General features: G+C 63.1%; 16 protein-coding genes. 9 read left to right on the forward strand and 7 right to left on the reverse strand.

Annotated features, from left to right (window positions below):
• Both L4923_RS13965 and L4923_RS13970 read left to right on the forward strand, forming a co-directional pair.
• Nucleotides 1-90: 2-oxo acid dehydrogenase subunit E2 (locus L4923_RS13965; protein WP_239366253.1), on the forward strand; the 90-nt coding region annotated here is incomplete at its 5' end.
• 200 nt (nt 91-290) lie between these two features.
• Nucleotides 291-629, forward strand: a complete 339-nt coding sequence (locus L4923_RS13970; RefSeq protein ID WP_239366016.1) for a hypothetical protein — start codon at nt 291-293, stop codon at nt 627-629.
• Nucleotides 630-647: 18 nt separating this feature from the next.
• On the opposite strand, the gene L4923_RS13975 is transcribed toward L4923_RS13970, so the two are convergent.
• Both L4923_RS13975 and L4923_RS13980 read right to left on the reverse strand, forming a co-directional pair.
• Complete coding sequence (locus L4923_RS13975; protein ID WP_239366017.1) at nt 648-1,322, reverse strand: HAD family hydrolase; 675 nt, start codon at nt 1,320-1,322, stop codon at nt 648-650.
• A gap of 70 nt (nt 1,323-1,392) precedes the next feature.
• The gene (locus L4923_RS13980) at nt 1,393-2,034 is read right to left on the reverse strand and encodes a hypothetical protein (protein ID WP_239366018.1); all 642 of its coding nucleotides are present in this window, start codon (nt 2,032-2,034) and stop codon (nt 1,393-1,395) included.
• Between the two features lie 186 nt (nt 2,035-2,220).
• On the opposite strand from L4923_RS13980, the gene L4923_RS13985 reads away from it, so the two are divergent.
• The 5 genes from L4923_RS13985 to ptsP all read left to right on the forward strand — a co-directional run bounded on the left by L4923_RS13985 (nt 2,221) and on the right by ptsP (nt 7,159).
• Nucleotides 2,221-2,658 (forward strand): transcriptional regulator GutM, encoded by a 438-nt coding sequence (locus L4923_RS13985; RefSeq protein WP_239366019.1) that lies wholly within the window; start codon nt 2,221-2,223, stop codon nt 2,656-2,658.
• Nucleotides 2,659-2,812: 154 nt separating this feature from the next.
• Nucleotides 2,813-3,574, forward strand: coding sequence for a PTS glucitol/sorbitol transporter subunit IIC (gene srlA, locus L4923_RS13990; RefSeq protein WP_239366021.1), 762 nt, complete (start codon nt 2,813-2,815; stop codon nt 3,572-3,574).
• A 15-nt stretch (nt 3,575-3,589) separates the two neighbouring features.
• On the forward strand, nt 3,590-4,597 hold the full coding sequence (srlE, locus tag L4923_RS13995) for a PTS glucitol/sorbitol transporter subunit IIB (protein ID WP_239366022.1): 1,008 nt from the start codon (nt 3,590-3,592) through the stop codon (nt 4,595-4,597).
• Between the two features lie 25 nt (nt 4,598-4,622).
• A complete protein-coding gene (locus L4923_RS14000; RefSeq protein ID WP_239366023.1) occupies nt 4,623-5,003 on the forward strand; it encodes a PTS glucitol/sorbitol transporter subunit IIA in 381 nt (126 codons plus the stop codon).
• A gap of 179 nt (nt 5,004-5,182) precedes the next feature.
• The gene (gene ptsP, locus L4923_RS14005) at nt 5,183-7,159 is read left to right on the forward strand and encodes a phosphoenolpyruvate--protein phosphotransferase (protein ID WP_239366024.1); all 1,977 of its coding nucleotides are present in this window, start codon (nt 5,183-5,185) and stop codon (nt 7,157-7,159) included.
• A gap of 148 nt (nt 7,160-7,307) precedes the next feature.
• Here ptsP and L4923_RS14010 read toward each other — a convergent pair whose 3' ends face one another.
• Nucleotides 7,308-8,105 carry a hypothetical protein gene (locus tag L4923_RS14010; protein ID WP_239366025.1) on the reverse strand — a complete coding sequence of 266 codons (798 nt, stop codon included), beginning with the start codon at nt 8,103-8,105 and terminating at the stop codon, nt 7,308-7,310.
• A 172-nt stretch (nt 8,106-8,277) separates the two neighbouring features.
• Here L4923_RS14010 and L4923_RS14015 point away from each other — a divergent pair, with 172 nt between their 5' ends.
• The gene (locus tag L4923_RS14015) at nt 8,278-9,276 is read left to right on the forward strand and encodes a sugar-binding transcriptional regulator (RefSeq protein ID WP_239366256.1); all 999 of its coding nucleotides are present in this window, start codon (nt 8,278-8,280) and stop codon (nt 9,274-9,276) included.
• Nucleotides 9,277-9,312: 36 nt separating this feature from the next.
• Here the strand turns inward: L4923_RS14015 and L4923_RS14020 are convergent, their stop codons facing one another.
• Nucleotides 9,313-10,308, reverse strand: a complete 996-nt coding sequence (locus tag L4923_RS14020) for an AraC family transcriptional regulator (RefSeq protein WP_239366026.1) — start codon at nt 10,306-10,308, stop codon at nt 9,313-9,315.
• A gap of 102 nt (nt 10,309-10,410) precedes the next feature.
• Here L4923_RS14020 and L4923_RS14025 point away from each other — a divergent pair, with 102 nt between their 5' ends.
• Nucleotides 10,411-11,622 carry an MFS transporter gene (locus L4923_RS14025; RefSeq protein ID WP_239366027.1) on the forward strand — a complete coding sequence of 404 codons (1,212 nt, stop codon included), beginning with the start codon at nt 10,411-10,413 and terminating at the stop codon, nt 11,620-11,622.
• A gap of 81 nt (nt 11,623-11,703) precedes the next feature.
• Here L4923_RS14025 and L4923_RS31090 read toward each other — a convergent pair whose 3' ends face one another.
• Genes L4923_RS31090 through exbB form a run of 3 tightly spaced genes read right to left on the reverse strand, consistent with a single transcriptional unit; the run spans nt 11,704 to nt 14,121 of the window.
• Nucleotides 11,704-12,636 carry an energy transducer TonB family protein gene (locus tag L4923_RS31090; protein ID WP_239366028.1) on the reverse strand — a complete coding sequence of 311 codons (933 nt, stop codon included), beginning with the start codon at nt 12,634-12,636 and terminating at the stop codon, nt 11,704-11,706.
• On the reverse strand, nt 12,633-13,082 hold the full coding sequence (gene exbD, locus L4923_RS14035; RefSeq protein WP_239366030.1) for a TonB system transport protein ExbD: 450 nt from the start codon (nt 13,080-13,082) through the stop codon (nt 12,633-12,635). The genes L4923_RS31090 and exbD overlap by 4 nt, the downstream gene beginning before the upstream one ends.
• 10 nt (nt 13,083-13,092) lie before the next feature.
• Nucleotides 13,093-14,121, reverse strand: a complete 1,029-nt coding sequence (gene exbB, locus L4923_RS14040; RefSeq protein WP_425530947.1) for a tonB-system energizer ExbB — start codon at nt 14,119-14,121, stop codon at nt 13,093-13,095.
• Between the last annotated feature and the right edge of the window lie 123 nt (nt 14,122-14,244).

A 14,244-nucleotide genomic window follows, 5' to 3' on the forward strand; every position in this document is an offset into this window, starting at 1 on the left:
GACCATCGTGCCGTCGACGGTGCGCTCGGAGCCGAACTGCTCGGCGCCTTCAAGCGCATCATCGAAAACCCGATGACTCTCTTGGTATAGTTCCTCCCGACGGGGGGTACCGTCTCTCTTCCAGCATGATCCCGAAAAGTCGCAGCCTTTCGGACAAAGATCATGCGTCAAAGAGGGGAGAGGCGGCGAAAGGCATGGGCTGGTGTCCATAGACGTCGACCTGGACGGTTCTGCATGGCGAACCGACGGGAATCGCGCTAGCTGGCACGAAGCCGCTGCCAGGATATGCCGTGACCAATTCACCCGAAATCTCGCTCGTTCCTCCGCAGATCGTCGCCGACAATGCAGCGAAAGGCCTGCGCCTGCGCGAAAAATTCGGGCGCGGCGGCACCGAGATCGGCGTCGGTCGTGCGCGTGAGCTGGTCGAGCGCCGGGCGCTGCAGCCTTCGACCATCCGACGCATGGTGAGCTTCTTCGCCCGTCATGAGGTGGACAAGCGCGCCAGGAACTTCGGCAATGAGGAAAATCCCTCCGCCGGCTATGTCGCGTGGCTGCTGTGGGGCGGCGATGAAGGCCGGGCCTGGGCCATCGACCTGAAGGCGATTATCGGCAACGCGCCTGATATCTAGCCGGCCCGATCACCGGCCCTAGAGCCGGAAACCAAGTCCGTTCAGCCTGTCGGAGACCTCCGTCCAGGTCGCGCAGGTGGCATGCGCGCCCTGCGCTTTCAGCCGCTCGCCGTGGCCTGCATAGGTATGGCCGCCCCCTGTGTAGCCGATCGCCGTCATGCCGGCGGCAACCGCTCCCTCGACGCCGAAGGGCGAGTCCTCGATGACGACGCAATTCGCCGGGTCCGCCCCCATCTTCTCGGCTGCATGGAGGAAGATATCCGGTGCCGGTTTGCCGCGCTTCACCATCGAGGATGAGAAGATCGCCTCACCGAAATGCGGCGCCAGGCCGGTAACAGCGAGACTGTGGTGGATGCGCTCCAATGACGAGGAAGAGGCAACGCAGCGACCTGCTTTCAAGGTGTCGAGGAACGGCGCGATGCCATTGGTGGGGTTCAGCTTCTCGCTGAACAGGTCGCGTGTGACCATCCACAGGTCGCCTTCCTGCTCAGGCTGCAGGTGGTGACCAGTCAGCTCCTTGATGCGGATGATGATGTCAGCCTGCTTCATCCCGACGCACTGGGCAATGATATCGGCGCCGACGCCGCTCATGCCATGCTTGTCGTAGACGCGCTCGTAAGCTTCTGCGGCCAGCGGCTCACTGTCCACCAGAACGCCGTCGCAATCGAAGATGATCAACTGTTGTGCCGCCACGCCTCGCCTCGAAGTGTTCGATAATCTGGCACATCGCTATCGGCAAAGAGACGAATGTTCAAGGAGGCGCTCAGGCCTGATGCCCAACTTTCCGTTTGTCTTTCCCTTCGAGCGCAGCCTGCATCGCCTGCCTGGACTGCGCGCTGTCGGGCACGATCCAGTTCGGCTCGGCGCCGAGGAAGCGGTCGAGGAAGGCAACAGCATAGGCTGGCATCTCGGTGACGTTTTCGCGGTAGGACCACCAGGTGCGCAGATCGTCTGCACACTGGTCGATGGTCGGCGCATGGCCGAATTCCTGTTCGTAAACGGCAGCGATCGCCGACACGCAGTAATTGGTATACAGGAAACCTTCCGGCCAGAATTGCACGATCTCGGCCATACCGGCATCGGCGGGGGGCAGGTCGGGACGCGGGCCGGCTCCGACCGCCTTGGCCGGATCCTGGCGGATCAATTCGCGCAGGACTAGGCCGGCTGCGAAGATGATGAAATCGGCGCGATTCACGTCGGCAAAGCGCTTCTGCGCTTCCATAATCTCGATCCAGTCCAGGAAGGCTCTGGTCAGCTGCGTTTCGTCGATCTCGAAACGCAGGCCATAGGTCGCTTCCACAGAGCGTGCGCTTGCGCGAAACGTCGTCCTGAACCAGCGCAGGCGCCGCAGCTGATGGCCGAGATCCGGCATCAGGGCAAGTTCGTCTTTGAATCGCAAGTCCATCGCACGTCCTTTGAAACCGATTCTATCACATGCGTCGTCGCCGCCAAATGCGGTGGATCAATCGTTTTCGGTCTTTATGGAAAAATCATACATATTGACATTCGAGAAAACAAATGTTCTCTAACTTTCGTCTTGGTACTGTCATGAAGCGATGGCGGGGCCAAGGGCTTGGGAGGAGATATCCTGATGGCAATCTGGCAGTGGGCACTGCTCGCGCTTGCGCTCGTCTGGGGACTGCAGTCCCTCGGCGTCTGGTTGCAGATGCGGCACTATTCCGACGTCTTCAAAGGCATCACGAACAAATATGCCGACGGTTTCGTCGGCGCCGGCAATTATCGTGGGCGCTTTGCCAAGGGCATCATCGTCCTGGTGGTGGTAACGCCTGATCTTATCGTGCGCCGCCTGCTCGTGATGAGTGGCCGGTCGGTGTTCGCCAAGTTCAGGCGGCTTGAAGAATTCGAGGGCACCGCCCTCGATCGTATCCGGTCCAATCCTGCGATCATGGGAGAGGGGGAACCCGGTGTGGCCGAGGCCGTGAAGCGGGCGATCGAACAGATCGACCGGGCACGGCTGGAGCCGGGAAAGAAGCCGGGCCTGACCGGCTTGAAGACAGTCAGCGCATAGCGCAATTCCAGCAAAAGTGTGCAGCGGTTTTGCGTCCGGAATTGCGTAGAAACAAAGGATTGGAGCGTTTCCGCGTTTCCGTGGAAAACGGAAACGCTCTGGAACGAATGCCACTGCCGTTGGGGACAGACGGCGGACGGACCAAGGAGGAGATATGTCTGTAATTTCATTGTTGGCGCAGCACGCCGACATGGCCGTACAGCACCTGCACGTGGCAGGTGCGGTCGTCCAGGATGCTGCCTTGCACGGCAAGCTTGCCGTCTCTCATGCCGGCGACAACCTAGTCGTTCTGGCGCAGGCCGACGGTGGCCCGATCACCGTCGAGCAGTTCAAGGAAAAGCTGAACGAAGTCGCCAAGGAAGAACAGCTCGGCTGGCTGACCGCCATCGGCAAATATTTCATAGGCATCTTCCAGAAGGGCGGTGAGGTGTTCGCCGGCTTCGTCACCGGCATCATCCCGACGCTGGTGGTTCTGATGACGGCGTTCTACGCCATCACCGAGCTGGTCGGCGAAGAGCGCGTCCACGGTCTTGCCCGCGGCGCGGGTCGCATCGCGCTCACCCGCTACACGGTGCTGCCGCTGCTCGCCGTCTTCTTCCTCACCAACCCGATGGCCTACACCTTCGGCTCCTTCCTCGAAGAAAAGCACAAGCCGGCCTTCTATGACGCGGCGGTGTCTTACGTGCATCCGCCGCTCGGCCTGTTCCCGCACATCAACCCCGGCGAATATTTCGTTTGGGGCGGCGTGCTGGTTGCGCTGCTCGAGCTTGAGAAGAAGGGCGTCGTCGTTGCCGGATACCACATCAAGGTGGCCATCTGGTACGCAATCGTCGGTCTCGTCGTGATCCTGTTCAAGGGCATTCTGACCGAACGCATCACCGCCATCATGGCACGCCGCCAGGGCGTCGAGCTGTAAGGGGCGGGCAACATCATGGCAAAGACCTACAAGGCCGTAAAAATCTCCAAGGGCTCCGGCGGCTGGGGCGGCCCGCTCGTCATCGAGCCGACTGCACAGCGCAACAAAGTCGTCTCCGTCACCGGCGGCGGCATCCACCCGATCGCACAGCAGATCGCCGAGATGACCGGAGCCGAGGCCGTCGATGGCTTCAAGTCACCACCCATCGAGAGCGAGATGGCCGTCGTCGTCGTCGACTGCGGTGGCACCGCACGCTGCGGCGTCTATCCCCGCAAGCGCATCCCGACCGTCAACATCACGCCGGTCGGCCAGTCCGGGCCGCTAGCCCAGTTCATCCTGGAAGATATCTATGTTTCGGGTGTCAAGCCGGCCAATATCGTCATGGCCGACGGCTCCGAGACGGTAACCACTGCAGGGGGAGCAGCGGCAATGAGTTCAAGCAACAGCAATGCGACGTCGACGGCTGCCCAGCCGCTGCCGAGCGAGGGCGGCATGATCGGATTGATCTCTTCGATCGGCCGCGTCATGGGCCGCGTCGTCGGCATCTTCTTCAATGCCGGCCGGCGCACTATCGACCAGGTCATCCGCAACGTCCTGCCCTTCATGGCCTTCGTGACCATGCTGATCGGCCTGATCCTCTATACCGGGATCGGCGACGTGCTGGCGCAGCCCATGGGTCCGCTGGCCAACAACATTGTCGGACTGCTGATCATTTCGGCGATCTGCGGCCTGCCGTTCCTCTCGCCCATCCTCGGGCCCGGAGCGGTCATCGCCCAGGTCATCGGCGTCGCCATCATCGGCCCACAGATTGCCAACGGGACGATCTCGCCGGCCATGGCGCTGCCGGCGCTGTTTGCCTACAACACCCAGGTTGGCTGCGACTTCGTCCCGGTCGGCCTGGCGCTTGGCGAAGCCAAGCCCAAGACGATCGAGATCGGTGTGCCGGCGGTGCTCATCAGCCGCCAGATCATGGGTCCCGTGTCCGTGCTCCTCGCATGGATAGTCAGTCTGCTGGTCCTGTAACGATAACAAGGAGATTCGCCGCATCATGACGGTTCTGTTGGAAACGCGGGTAACCGCAGTTGGACCCGAAGTGGCGGATCTCGCCGAGGGTGGTGTGGTCATCCTCTTCGCGGATGGCTCGCCGCCGGAGCTCGCCGAGGTCTCGGTGATGCACAAGGCCGTACAGGGCCCCAGCGAAGGCGCGCCGCAGGTCGGCGCGTCGATCGCCATCGGCGCGGTGTCGGCAACGATCACTGCAATCGGTTCCACTGCGTGGAGCAAGGTGCGCGAGATCGGCCATGTCGTCATCTCGTTCAACGGCGCGACGGAAGCGGAACGGCCAGGTGAGATCTGCGCCAGCGAAGTTGATGCCGGCCAGCTCGTCCTGGCTCTCAGGCAAGACGCCCTGATCACCATCGCTGCCTGAAATGCCGGCGCCATGACCACGCGCAGGGTCACGGTGCTTTTCGTTTTGATCGCGCCCGTCCGGGTTGGAGCAGTTCCGGAAATGTGTAGCGGTTTTCCGCTCGGAATTGCGTCAACATAAGGAGATGGAGCGTTTCGGTGAAACGCTCCACGACCGGAAAATCTGATAGGATTGCCTGTATGGAACGCTCGACCATCGTCAGAGTGCATGAAGGTTTGCACGCCCGACCCGCGACCCGCTTCGTACGTCTTGCCAAGAGCTTCGAGTCCGAAGTCGAGATCGTGAAGGCGGGCAAGGCTGTGAGTGCCAAGAGCTCGGTGAAGCTCATGCTTCTGGGGGTGAAGGAGAACCAGGAAGTGACCGTGCGCGCCAATGGCGCCGACGCCGCCGAAGCCGTCGAGGCGCTGATCGGCTATCTGGAAAATCCACGTGCCGGTCTCGAGGAAGATGAAGCTGTCAGCGAACAAAGAGACCAGAATGGCGAAACCGCCAGGCCGCCCGCCGCGGCTCCGGCGCAGGAGACAACATACCCAGACGGCCTGCGAGGCATTGCCGCCAGCGAAGGCGTTGCCGTCGGTCCGGCCTTCGCGCATTTTCCGCCGGAAATCCGCCCGCAGGCGCGGACGCTGACGCCAGAGGAAGCGGAGGCCGAGATCGTGCGTTTCGGCCACGCCGTGACCGCGGTACAGGCACGCATGGACAAGGCACTTGCCAGCGAAGACCTTGCCGGCGGCGATCGCGGCATCGTTGCGGCTCTGCGCGATCTCGCCGCCGACGATACGCTGATCGGCGAGGCCGAGGCGATGATCCGCACTGGCACCGATGCCGTTGCCGCCGTCATCGCCGCCGCCGCCAAGCTCGCAGCCGAGTTCGGTTCCGTCGAGGATCCTTACCTCAACGCCCGAGCGGACGATGTTCAGGCGGTAGGCCGCCAGATCTGTCTCGCCCTGCTGGGGCAGGACGACGCTAGCCTGGAGGACATCCCTCAGGGCGCCATTTTGATCGCTGAGGACATCGGCGCCTGGGACCTGTCGCGCGCGCCGCTGAAGCGGATCGGCGGTATCGTCTGCGGCCATGGCGGTGCGACCTCGCACATCGCCATCATTGCCCGGTCGCACGGCATCCCCGCAGTTCTGGGGTTCGGTGCTCGGGTCATGGAACTGCGCGATGCCAAGGAAGTTGCTCTCGACGGCACCGGTGGCCTAGTCATTGCAGACCCCTCCCTGGATGTGAAAGCCGACTATATCCGCCGTATTGAGGACGCTGCCAAAGAGCGCCATGCGCTCGACGTCTTCAAGGATGTGACGCCTAAGCGTGCCGACGGCACCGTTATCGAAGTGGCGGCCAATATAGGTTCACTCGAAGAGATCGAAGCCGCGCAGGCGGCCGGAGCCATGGGTGTCGGCCTGTTCCGCACCGAGCTCCTTTTCATGCGTCATATGCATCTGCCGTCCGAGGACATGCAGGCCGAGACCTATGGGGCTCTGGCGAAGGCTTTTGCGCCTTATCCGGTCATCGTGCGCACGCTCGATATCGGCGGCGACAAGCCGGTGGCCGGTATCGAGTTCCCGGAAGAGGAAAACCCGTTCCTCGGCTGGCGCGGCATCCGCATGTGCCTCGACCGTCCGGACATCTTCAAGCCGCAGCTCAAGGCGCTGTTGCGCGCTGCCGTGCACGGCAACGTCAAGGTGATGTTGCCGATGGTGTCCGACTTGAGCGAGGTGCGTCGCGCCAAGGCATTGATCGATGAATGTGCCGGTGAATTGACGCGCGATGGCGTGCCTTTCGGGCACTTCCAGCTCGGCGTGATGATCGAGACGCCGGCCGCAGTGCTGATTGCCCCGATGCTGGCGAAGGAGGTGTCCTTCTTCTCGATCGGCACCAATGACCTTACCCAATATGTCATGGCCGCCGATCGGCTCAATCCGACGGTCAGTGCATTGAACGACGTCGCCAATCCGGCCGTCATGGCGGCGATTGAAATGACGGCGAAAGCCGGTGTGGAGGCTGGTATCATGGTCGGGATGTGCGGCGAGGCCGCTGCCCGGCCGGATCTCATTCCGGAATTCCTGCGCATGGGATTGACCGAACTGTCGATGAGCCCGGCCTCGATCTCGCGTGCCAAAAAGCGCATCGTTGAGCTGGGTAAAGCCTAAGCGCTGCGTTGAAGCTACTTTTCTCTCCCCGTTTAGGGGAGAGATGTCCGGCAGGACAGAGAGGGTAGAGTCGGCTTTTGCTTTGTTGGCGCCGCTCATCCGTCACTTCGTGACACCTTCTGCCCGCAAACGGGGAGAAGGAAGGGGCCTACAGCAGATGTGCCAGCAGCGTGGCAAACACCGTCGTCAGTTCGTCCAGCGGATCGTTGCCATTGCAGGCTGTCAGGATGCGGTCGAGCCTGGCGTTGGTGGCAAGCACGGCGATCTCGAGCAGGTCGGGTTCGGGTTTCGCGCTGGTGTCGACGCTGGCAAGCCCAACCGCAAGCGCGACAGGTGCCAGGCAGGAGATCGCGAATGTGCGGCCCGGGCCGACGGCCGCCGTCGGTGCCTCGTCCTGCCGCAGCGGGTCATGATTGAGGAATTCCACCAGCAGCGCCCCGCTCAACGCCGCAACCAGTGCGACGCGTCCGGCCCAGTCGCTTTCGCGGACCAGTCGCTTGAGGAGCTCGGCATGCTGCCGCTCGACTGCTGCATGCACAGCGGTGAAACTAGCCTCGCGCACCCGAACGCTGTTGGCTTTCCTTTCGGCAAGCACGACCTTGGCCAATGCATACATGTCGCGCCGGAACGCCCGTTCGCCGGTCAGCGCCGCATCACCGGACGCGAAATAGACGCCGATCGGCTTCGGCGTCAGCCCGTTCATACGGCCGCTGCGTTCGCGCGGCACCAGCGTTTCGGCCATCGACATCATGTCGTCAAAGGCGCTCGCGGCATGGCCAAGCAGCCCCTCGATCTCGCGGATCGGAAAGGACGGGCGGGCCGCCTCTTCGCCTTGCCGCGCCTGTTGGGCGGGGCTGTCGTGGCGGTGCCGGCGGATGATGTGGCGCACGTCGCGCAGCCGGTCCTTCAGGTTGACGCGGACCTCTTCGGAGATTTCACGCAGCATCGTCTGCTCTCTGCTTCTGATCAACCGGTATAGGCGGCATGGTCGTCTCAGCCAATTGTTTATATCGTGCAGGACCGGTCAAAAGGCGATAGTGGCCATATGACGAATCGGGGACGGTTCGATCGTAGTGCTTACGGGGAGGGATGCAGTGGCAAGAAAGCCGCAGCGGCAGATGGGGGTCGCTGAAAGCGGAACGGGCGAGAACGGAACGGTCGCGGCCGAAAGCAAGGCCGATCGCCTGCGCATCCGTGCCGCCTGGATGTATTTCATCGAGCAGATGACCCAGAACGAGATCGCCGACGTTCTCGGCGTTGGCCGTGTCACTGTCGTGCGGATGCTGGCCGAGGCGCGCGCCCGCAACGAAGTCAAGATCGCCATCGAAAGCGAACTGTCCGAGATCGTGCGGCTGGAGCGGGCTCTGGAAAAAACATTCGGTCTGGAGCAGGCGCTGGTCGCACCACTTTCCAGTGCGGATTCCGACCCGATCCCAGCTATTGCCGCCAAGACGGGCGCTTATCTATCGGAAGCCATGCGCTCCGGCATGCGCGTCGGTGTCGGCTGGGGCCGCACGCTGTTTTCGACCCTGCCGTTCATCGGCGCCAAGTCGTTGAGCGATTTCAAGGTCATCTCCCTGCTTGGCGGCGTCGGCGTGGCGCGCCGCTATAATCCCGCCGAATTCGCCTGGCGTTTCGCCCAGGTCTTCCAGGGCGATGGCTATCTCATTCCGGCACCAGCGGTGGTCGACAGCGTCGAAACCAAGGTGGCGCTCGTCGAGCGCTGCGGGCTGGAAGAAATCTTCGAGATGGCTGACGCGCTGGATGCCGTGCTTTTGTCGATCGGCGGAATTGCCTCGGCCACCACCTTCTACCGCGGAGGGTTCCTGAAGGAGGCCGATCGTGAGGAACTGGTCGCGCGCGGCGCGGTCGGCGATCTTCTATTCCATTTCTTCAACCGCAACGGCGATCTTGTCGACCACCCGGTGAACGATCGTGTGATGTCGGTCGAAGTCGATCGCCTGCGCCGGGCGCCGCTGCGCATTCTTACATCGGGCGGCCAGGAGAAGATCGATGCACTGCTCGGCGCCATGCATCTCGTCAAGCCGACAGTGCTGATCACCGACGAGGAAAGCGCACGGCGCATGCTGGAGGCGCAGGGCGGCGCAGCGGGCTGACGAAGGAAGGCGCCGGTCGCTGTGCTCTATTGCCCGTCAAAGGTTGGGCACTTCGATGGTGTCCTCCCCGCGAAAATGACTCGGCGGCGCGCCGATCACACGCTTGAAGGCGCGGCTGAAGGCGGCTTCCGATTCATAGCCCAATCGGTTGGCGACGACCGCGATCTTCAGCCGGTCCTGTGTCAGCCACTGTCTGGCCTGGTGCATGCGCACCTGGGTAACGTATTTGGCCGGTGTCTCCCCGACGATCGAGGCGAAACGCTCGGCAAAGCCCGAGCGGGAAGCGCCCATTGTCCGGGCCAGCGTCTCGACGCTCCAGTCGCGGTTCGGCTCGAGATGGATTGCCGCCAGCACCTTGCCAAGCTCACGGTCACGCACCGCCGCGATCCAGCCTTTTGAATCACCGCAGCCGCGCTCGACCCATGAGCGGATGATCGAGGCGGCCAGAACGTCCGCCAGCCGGGCGACGATGCCGGCGGAGCCGACGCGTTCCATCTTGATTTCGCGCGCCATCGCTTCCAGCAGATGCGGGATGCTCGGCTCGTATTCTTCCAGACCATGCGTGCGCATCACATCCGGCATCATGCCAAGCAGGGGGTGCAGGCTGTCGAGGTTGAAATACATGGTGCCGCAGAACAGCAGCGTGCCCGGCACGCAGCTTTCCGTCGCGGGCTCCGTCCTCATGCAATAGACGTTCTTGCAGATTTCGGTGACCTCATAACCCTTGAACTGCGTGGTCGGCACCTCGGGCGAGCTGGCCAGCGCGTGCGGCGCACCGCGTGGCACCAGCACTGCGTCGCCGGCTTTCATCTCAAACCAGTCGCCATTGGGCATGCGCATCCAGCATGGCTTCTGGCCGACGAAGTAGAACCGGGCGGCGTCCTGCGCCGGGAATTCAAGGCCCCATGGCTCCTTCATTTCGCAGCGGCCATACTGCACGCCGTCAAGGCGCAGGCCGCGCAGGATGTCGGTCAGCGGATCTCCGGTCGGGGATACTGACAATGACGAACTTTTGGACGAACGATCAAGCATAATGGTGTTTCTAACATGGAAACTCCAAACGGTCACCTCCATTTGTTGCACTGCAACCATTTCGGAGCATTTGTTGCACTGCAACCATTTCGGAGACTGATTATGACCGACCCCGCGACGGCGGCGCTGGATGCCCCCGTACTGTCTTCCACCGAGGAGCGTGCAGATCCGGCCTGGGGAGCCGTCGTCTCGCTGGCGCTCGGCGTCTTCGGTCTCGTGACCGCTGAATTCCTCCCGGCCAGCCTGCTCACCCCGATGGCGCAGGACCTTGGCATCAGCGAAGGCGCCGCCGGCCAGGCCGTGACAGCCACCGCCATAGTCGGCGCCGTCGCCGCCCCCACCATGGCGATCATCACCCGCCGTCTCGACCGCAAGATCCTGATGTGGATCCTCACTTTCCTGCTCATCATTTCCAGCCTGACCGCAGCCTTCGCTTCTTCGCTTGCCATGTTGCTCGCGGCACGCGTGGTGCTCGGCGTGGCGCTCGGAGGCTTCTGGGCCATGTCTGGCGCCATGACCATGCGCCTGGTGCCGGCGCGACTGTTGCCGCGGGCCATGTCGATCATTCTCGGTGGCGTTTCGGTGGCCACGGTCTGTGCCGCACCCGTCGGGGCCTATGTCGGCGACATCTGGGGCTGGCGCACGGCTTTCCTGGTCGCGGCTGTCGTCGGTGCCGTGACGTTGCTGGCGCAGGTAGCCACGCTTCCCAGTCTGCCGCCCTCCGGCATCGCCAGCCTGCGTACGCTGGTTGACGTTGCCAAACGTCCGGCGCTCCAGATCGGCCTGCTCTTCATCCTTCTGATCGCCTCAGGCCATTTCGCAGGCTTCACCTATGTTCGCGCATTCCTCGAGAAGGTGCCGGTGATGAACGTCGAGAGCATCTCGCTGGTTCTGCTGGCCTTCGGCATTGGTGGCTTCATCGGCAATCTCGTCGGTGGCTTCATCGTGGAGCGCAGTTTGAAGCTTGCCGCTGGCCTCTCGCCACTGCTGATCGCGATCTCCACTCTGGTCCTGCTTGTCTTCGGTGCTTCGCCGGTGACCTCGGCAGTCGCCGTCACCGCCTGGGGTTTCGCCTTTGGCGCCATCCCGGTTTCAGTGCAGACCTGGATGCTGCGCGCTGCGCCCGATCAGGCTGAAAGCGCCGGCGGCCTTATGGTCACCGCCTTCCAGGTGGCGATTGCCACAGGCGCTGTTGTCGGCGGTCTTCTGGTTGACAATGCAGGCGTGTCCAGCGCTTTCGCCTACGCCGGTATCGCGACCTTGCTGGCTGCAGTGACGGCATTCGTGATTGGACCCAAGACAGCAAAGGCTTGAGGGCCTGCCCTCAACGACGGATTAGATGGAGTGAAAACGGCGCCGGCATCAGCCCGCGCCGTTTTGTGTGCCAGTAGTGCGTCAGCGCGACCGCAGCTCAATTGGAATGAGCAGACTGCGTCCCGAGGCCGGAACCGAATCCGGAGGGGCGGGAACCGGTGATGCACGTCGCACCAGCGACAAAGCCGCATCGTCGATCACCTTCTCGCCGGATGCGCGCGCAAGGGAAGCGGACACCACAGCGCCGCTGGAATTGACCGTGAAGGAGACGTATGCGACGCCGCTCCGGCGCACATTCGGTATCGTCCGCATATAGCGCCTGATGTGGGCGACGACCTGCGAATTCCATTTTTGCGGTGATACCGAATTGCCCGTGCCGCTGCCCCCGCCATTGACCTTGCTGTTGGCGCCAGCCTTGGCTGCCCTCTGCTGGGCGATCGGATTGGCGGGTGCCTTCTTCTCGACCTTCTTCGGCTTTTCGGCCTTTGCCTCTTTGACCGGTTCGGGCTTTTTCTTCTCCACCGGTTTCTTCTCGCGCGCCGGCTTGACCACCGGCTTCGGCTTCTCAGTTTCCGGGCGGGGTTCGGGAATAGCCATTGCGACTTCGGGCAATGGTGCTTCAACGAGGTCTGGAACGACTTCCTCGGCGACTTCAGGCCTTGGCGCTTCTACTTCCGGCTCGGGGTCCGCCATCTCTTCTACAGGTTTCTGGACCTCTTCCTCGACAGGATCGATCTGTTCCGTGACTTCCTGTGGTGTCTCCGAGGCCATGCTGTCGATCGGGTCAGCCGTATCGAGCGCTACCGGTTGGGCATTGATGACCATCGGCGGCAGGTCGAGCATGATGGCGGGGGGCGCCGAAGGGGGTGGTGAGATTTCAGACCCTCCGCTGCCCAGATACCAGCCACCGCCGGCATGGATCGACGCGACGATGAGTGCCGCACCCGACCACAATGCCAACTCGCGACGGCTCATGCCGCCGAACAGGCCGCCATGTGCCGCGGCCGCTGTCACTGCGCTGCTCCCGCAGCAGGCGTCGGCACCGTTTCCAGCCCGACGAGCGCCACCTTCAGATAGCCTACGCCGCGCATCAGGTTCATCACCTCCATCAACTCGCCATAGGCGACGCCGCGGTCGGCGCGCAGGAAGATGCGCTTCTGCTTGTCGCCTCCGGCGATCGTATCCAGTTGTCGCTGGAAGGCTGCTCGATCCACCGTCTGCTGGCCGATCGCCAGGCTGAGGTCATCCTTGAGCGTAACGTAAAGCGGCTCTTCCGGCCGTGGTGCGGGCGTCGCCGTGGAAGCCGGCAGGTCAACATTGATGTCGACCGTTGCCAACGGTGCTGCGACCATGAAGATGATCAGCAGGACGAGCATGACGTCGATGAACGGCGTCACGTTGATCTCGTGGTTTTCCTGGAGATCGTCGTCGTCGAACGATTGCTTGATGCCACCGGCCACCGCGCTTCTCCTACAGGGCTACCGACGGGGATTTATGGCCGTTTGCGGGTCTGGCCGCAGGTGCCGACACATGTGGACGCGCCGGGGTGTGGGCCGGAGAGACACGATCGAGGTCGCGGCTGACCAGACGCTGCACACCAGCGGCGGCATCGGCCAGTCCCTGGCGATAACCGGTGATGGAGCGGGCGAAAACGTTGTAGATCACGACCGCCGGAATGGCCGCGATCAGGCCGACCGCGGTTGCCAGCAATGCCTCGGCGATGCCGGGAGCGACGACGGCGAGGTTGGTGGTCTGTGCTTCGGAAATGCCGATGAAGGAGTTCATGATGCCCCAAACCGTGCCGAACAGACCGACGAAGGGGGCAGTAGAACCGATCGTGGCGAGCACGCCGGTGCCGCGGCTGAGCCGCCGGCCTGCCTGCGCCTGGATGCGCATCAAACGCGATTCCACACGTTCCTTGACGCCGGCGGCGTCATAGCCGCCATCGTCCTGGCGCGACATCTCCAGCTCCTCGGCCGCAGCACGGACAAGGACGCCACCGATGCCGGCGCCGTTGCCGAGCGCTTGGGTGGCGTCATCCAACCGACGTGCGCCCGTGATGCCGCGCAATGCCTTGGCGAGGCGCGCCTTGGAGCCAGCAATTTCCAGTGATTTGGCGAGCCACACGGTCCAGGTCACCAGCGAGGCGAAGGCGAGGCCGATCATCACGCCTTTCACCACCCAGTCCGCGCTCATGAACATGCCCCAGGGGGACAGATTGTGCGGCAGCGTTGCCTTGGCGATCGATGGTGCTTCGGCAGCGTTCGGTGCGCCAGGCGCCGGGGCGACTTCGGTAGGCGCTGGCTGCGCCGACGTGGCTGGCGCGGGCTGGGCCGCGGGAGAAGGCGTCGTGCCCTGCGCTGAATTCGTGTTTGGCGCGGCCGGTGCGGTGCTTTCGCCGGCAGGCGCCACAGTTGGTGCACTGTTTTCGACGGGCGCCGTCTGTTGGGCCAGGGCCGGGGCGACGTTCATCCCAATCAGGCCGGCAACGGCAACCATGCGGACGGCTCGGCCGAACAGGTTCTTCCGGCATGTCCGGTTCGCAGCATTGAGGCGCATATCGTCTTGCAAGGTCTCGTCTCCACTTTACGGAGCCGAGACGATCCGGCGGTTGATGATGAT

Origin of the sequence: Terribium retamae (assembly GCF_022347545.1) — a bacterium.
GTDB lineage: Bacteria > Pseudomonadota > Alphaproteobacteria > Rhizobiales > Rhizobiaceae > Mesorhizobium > Mesorhizobium retamae.

What these genes read in the sequence shown, in the direction of transcription:
- L4923_RS13980 (WP_239366018.1), bottom strand. Translation starts at nt 2,034, where the DNA reads ATGGACTTGCGATTCAAAGACGAACTTGCCCTGATGCCGGATCTCGGC.
- L4923_RS13985 (WP_239366019.1), top strand. Translation starts at nt 2,221, where the DNA reads ATGGCAATCTGGCAGTGGGCACTGCTCGCGCTTGCGCTCGTCTGGGGA.
- srlA (WP_239366021.1), top strand. Translation starts at nt 2,813, where the DNA reads ATGTCTGTAATTTCATTGTTGGCGCAGCACGCCGACATGGCCGTACAG.
- srlE (WP_239366022.1), top strand. Translation starts at nt 3,590, where the DNA reads ATGGCAAAGACCTACAAGGCCGTAAAAATCTCCAAGGGCTCCGGCGGC.
- L4923_RS14000 (WP_239366023.1), top strand. Translation starts at nt 4,623, where the DNA reads ATGACGGTTCTGTTGGAAACGCGGGTAACCGCAGTTGGACCCGAAGTG.
- ptsP (WP_239366024.1), top strand. Translation starts at nt 5,183, where the DNA reads ATGGAACGCTCGACCATCGTCAGAGTGCATGAAGGTTTGCACGCCCGA.
- L4923_RS14010 (WP_239366025.1), bottom strand. Translation starts at nt 8,105, where the DNA reads ATGCTGCGTGAAATCTCCGAAGAGGTCCGCGTCAACCTGAAGGACCGG.
- L4923_RS14015 (WP_239366256.1), top strand. Translation starts at nt 8,278, where the DNA reads ATGGGGGTCGCTGAAAGCGGAACGGGCGAGAACGGAACGGTCGCGGCC.
- L4923_RS14020 (WP_239366026.1), bottom strand. Translation starts at nt 10,308, where the DNA reads ATGCTTGATCGTTCGTCCAAAAGTTCGTCATTGTCAGTATCCCCGACC.
- L4923_RS14025 (WP_239366027.1), top strand. Translation starts at nt 10,411, where the DNA reads ATGACCGACCCCGCGACGGCGGCGCTGGATGCCCCCGTACTGTCTTCC.
- exbB (WP_425530947.1), bottom strand. Translation starts at nt 14,121, where the DNA reads ATGGTTGCCGTTGCCGGCCTGATTGGGATGAACGTCGCCCCGGCCCTG.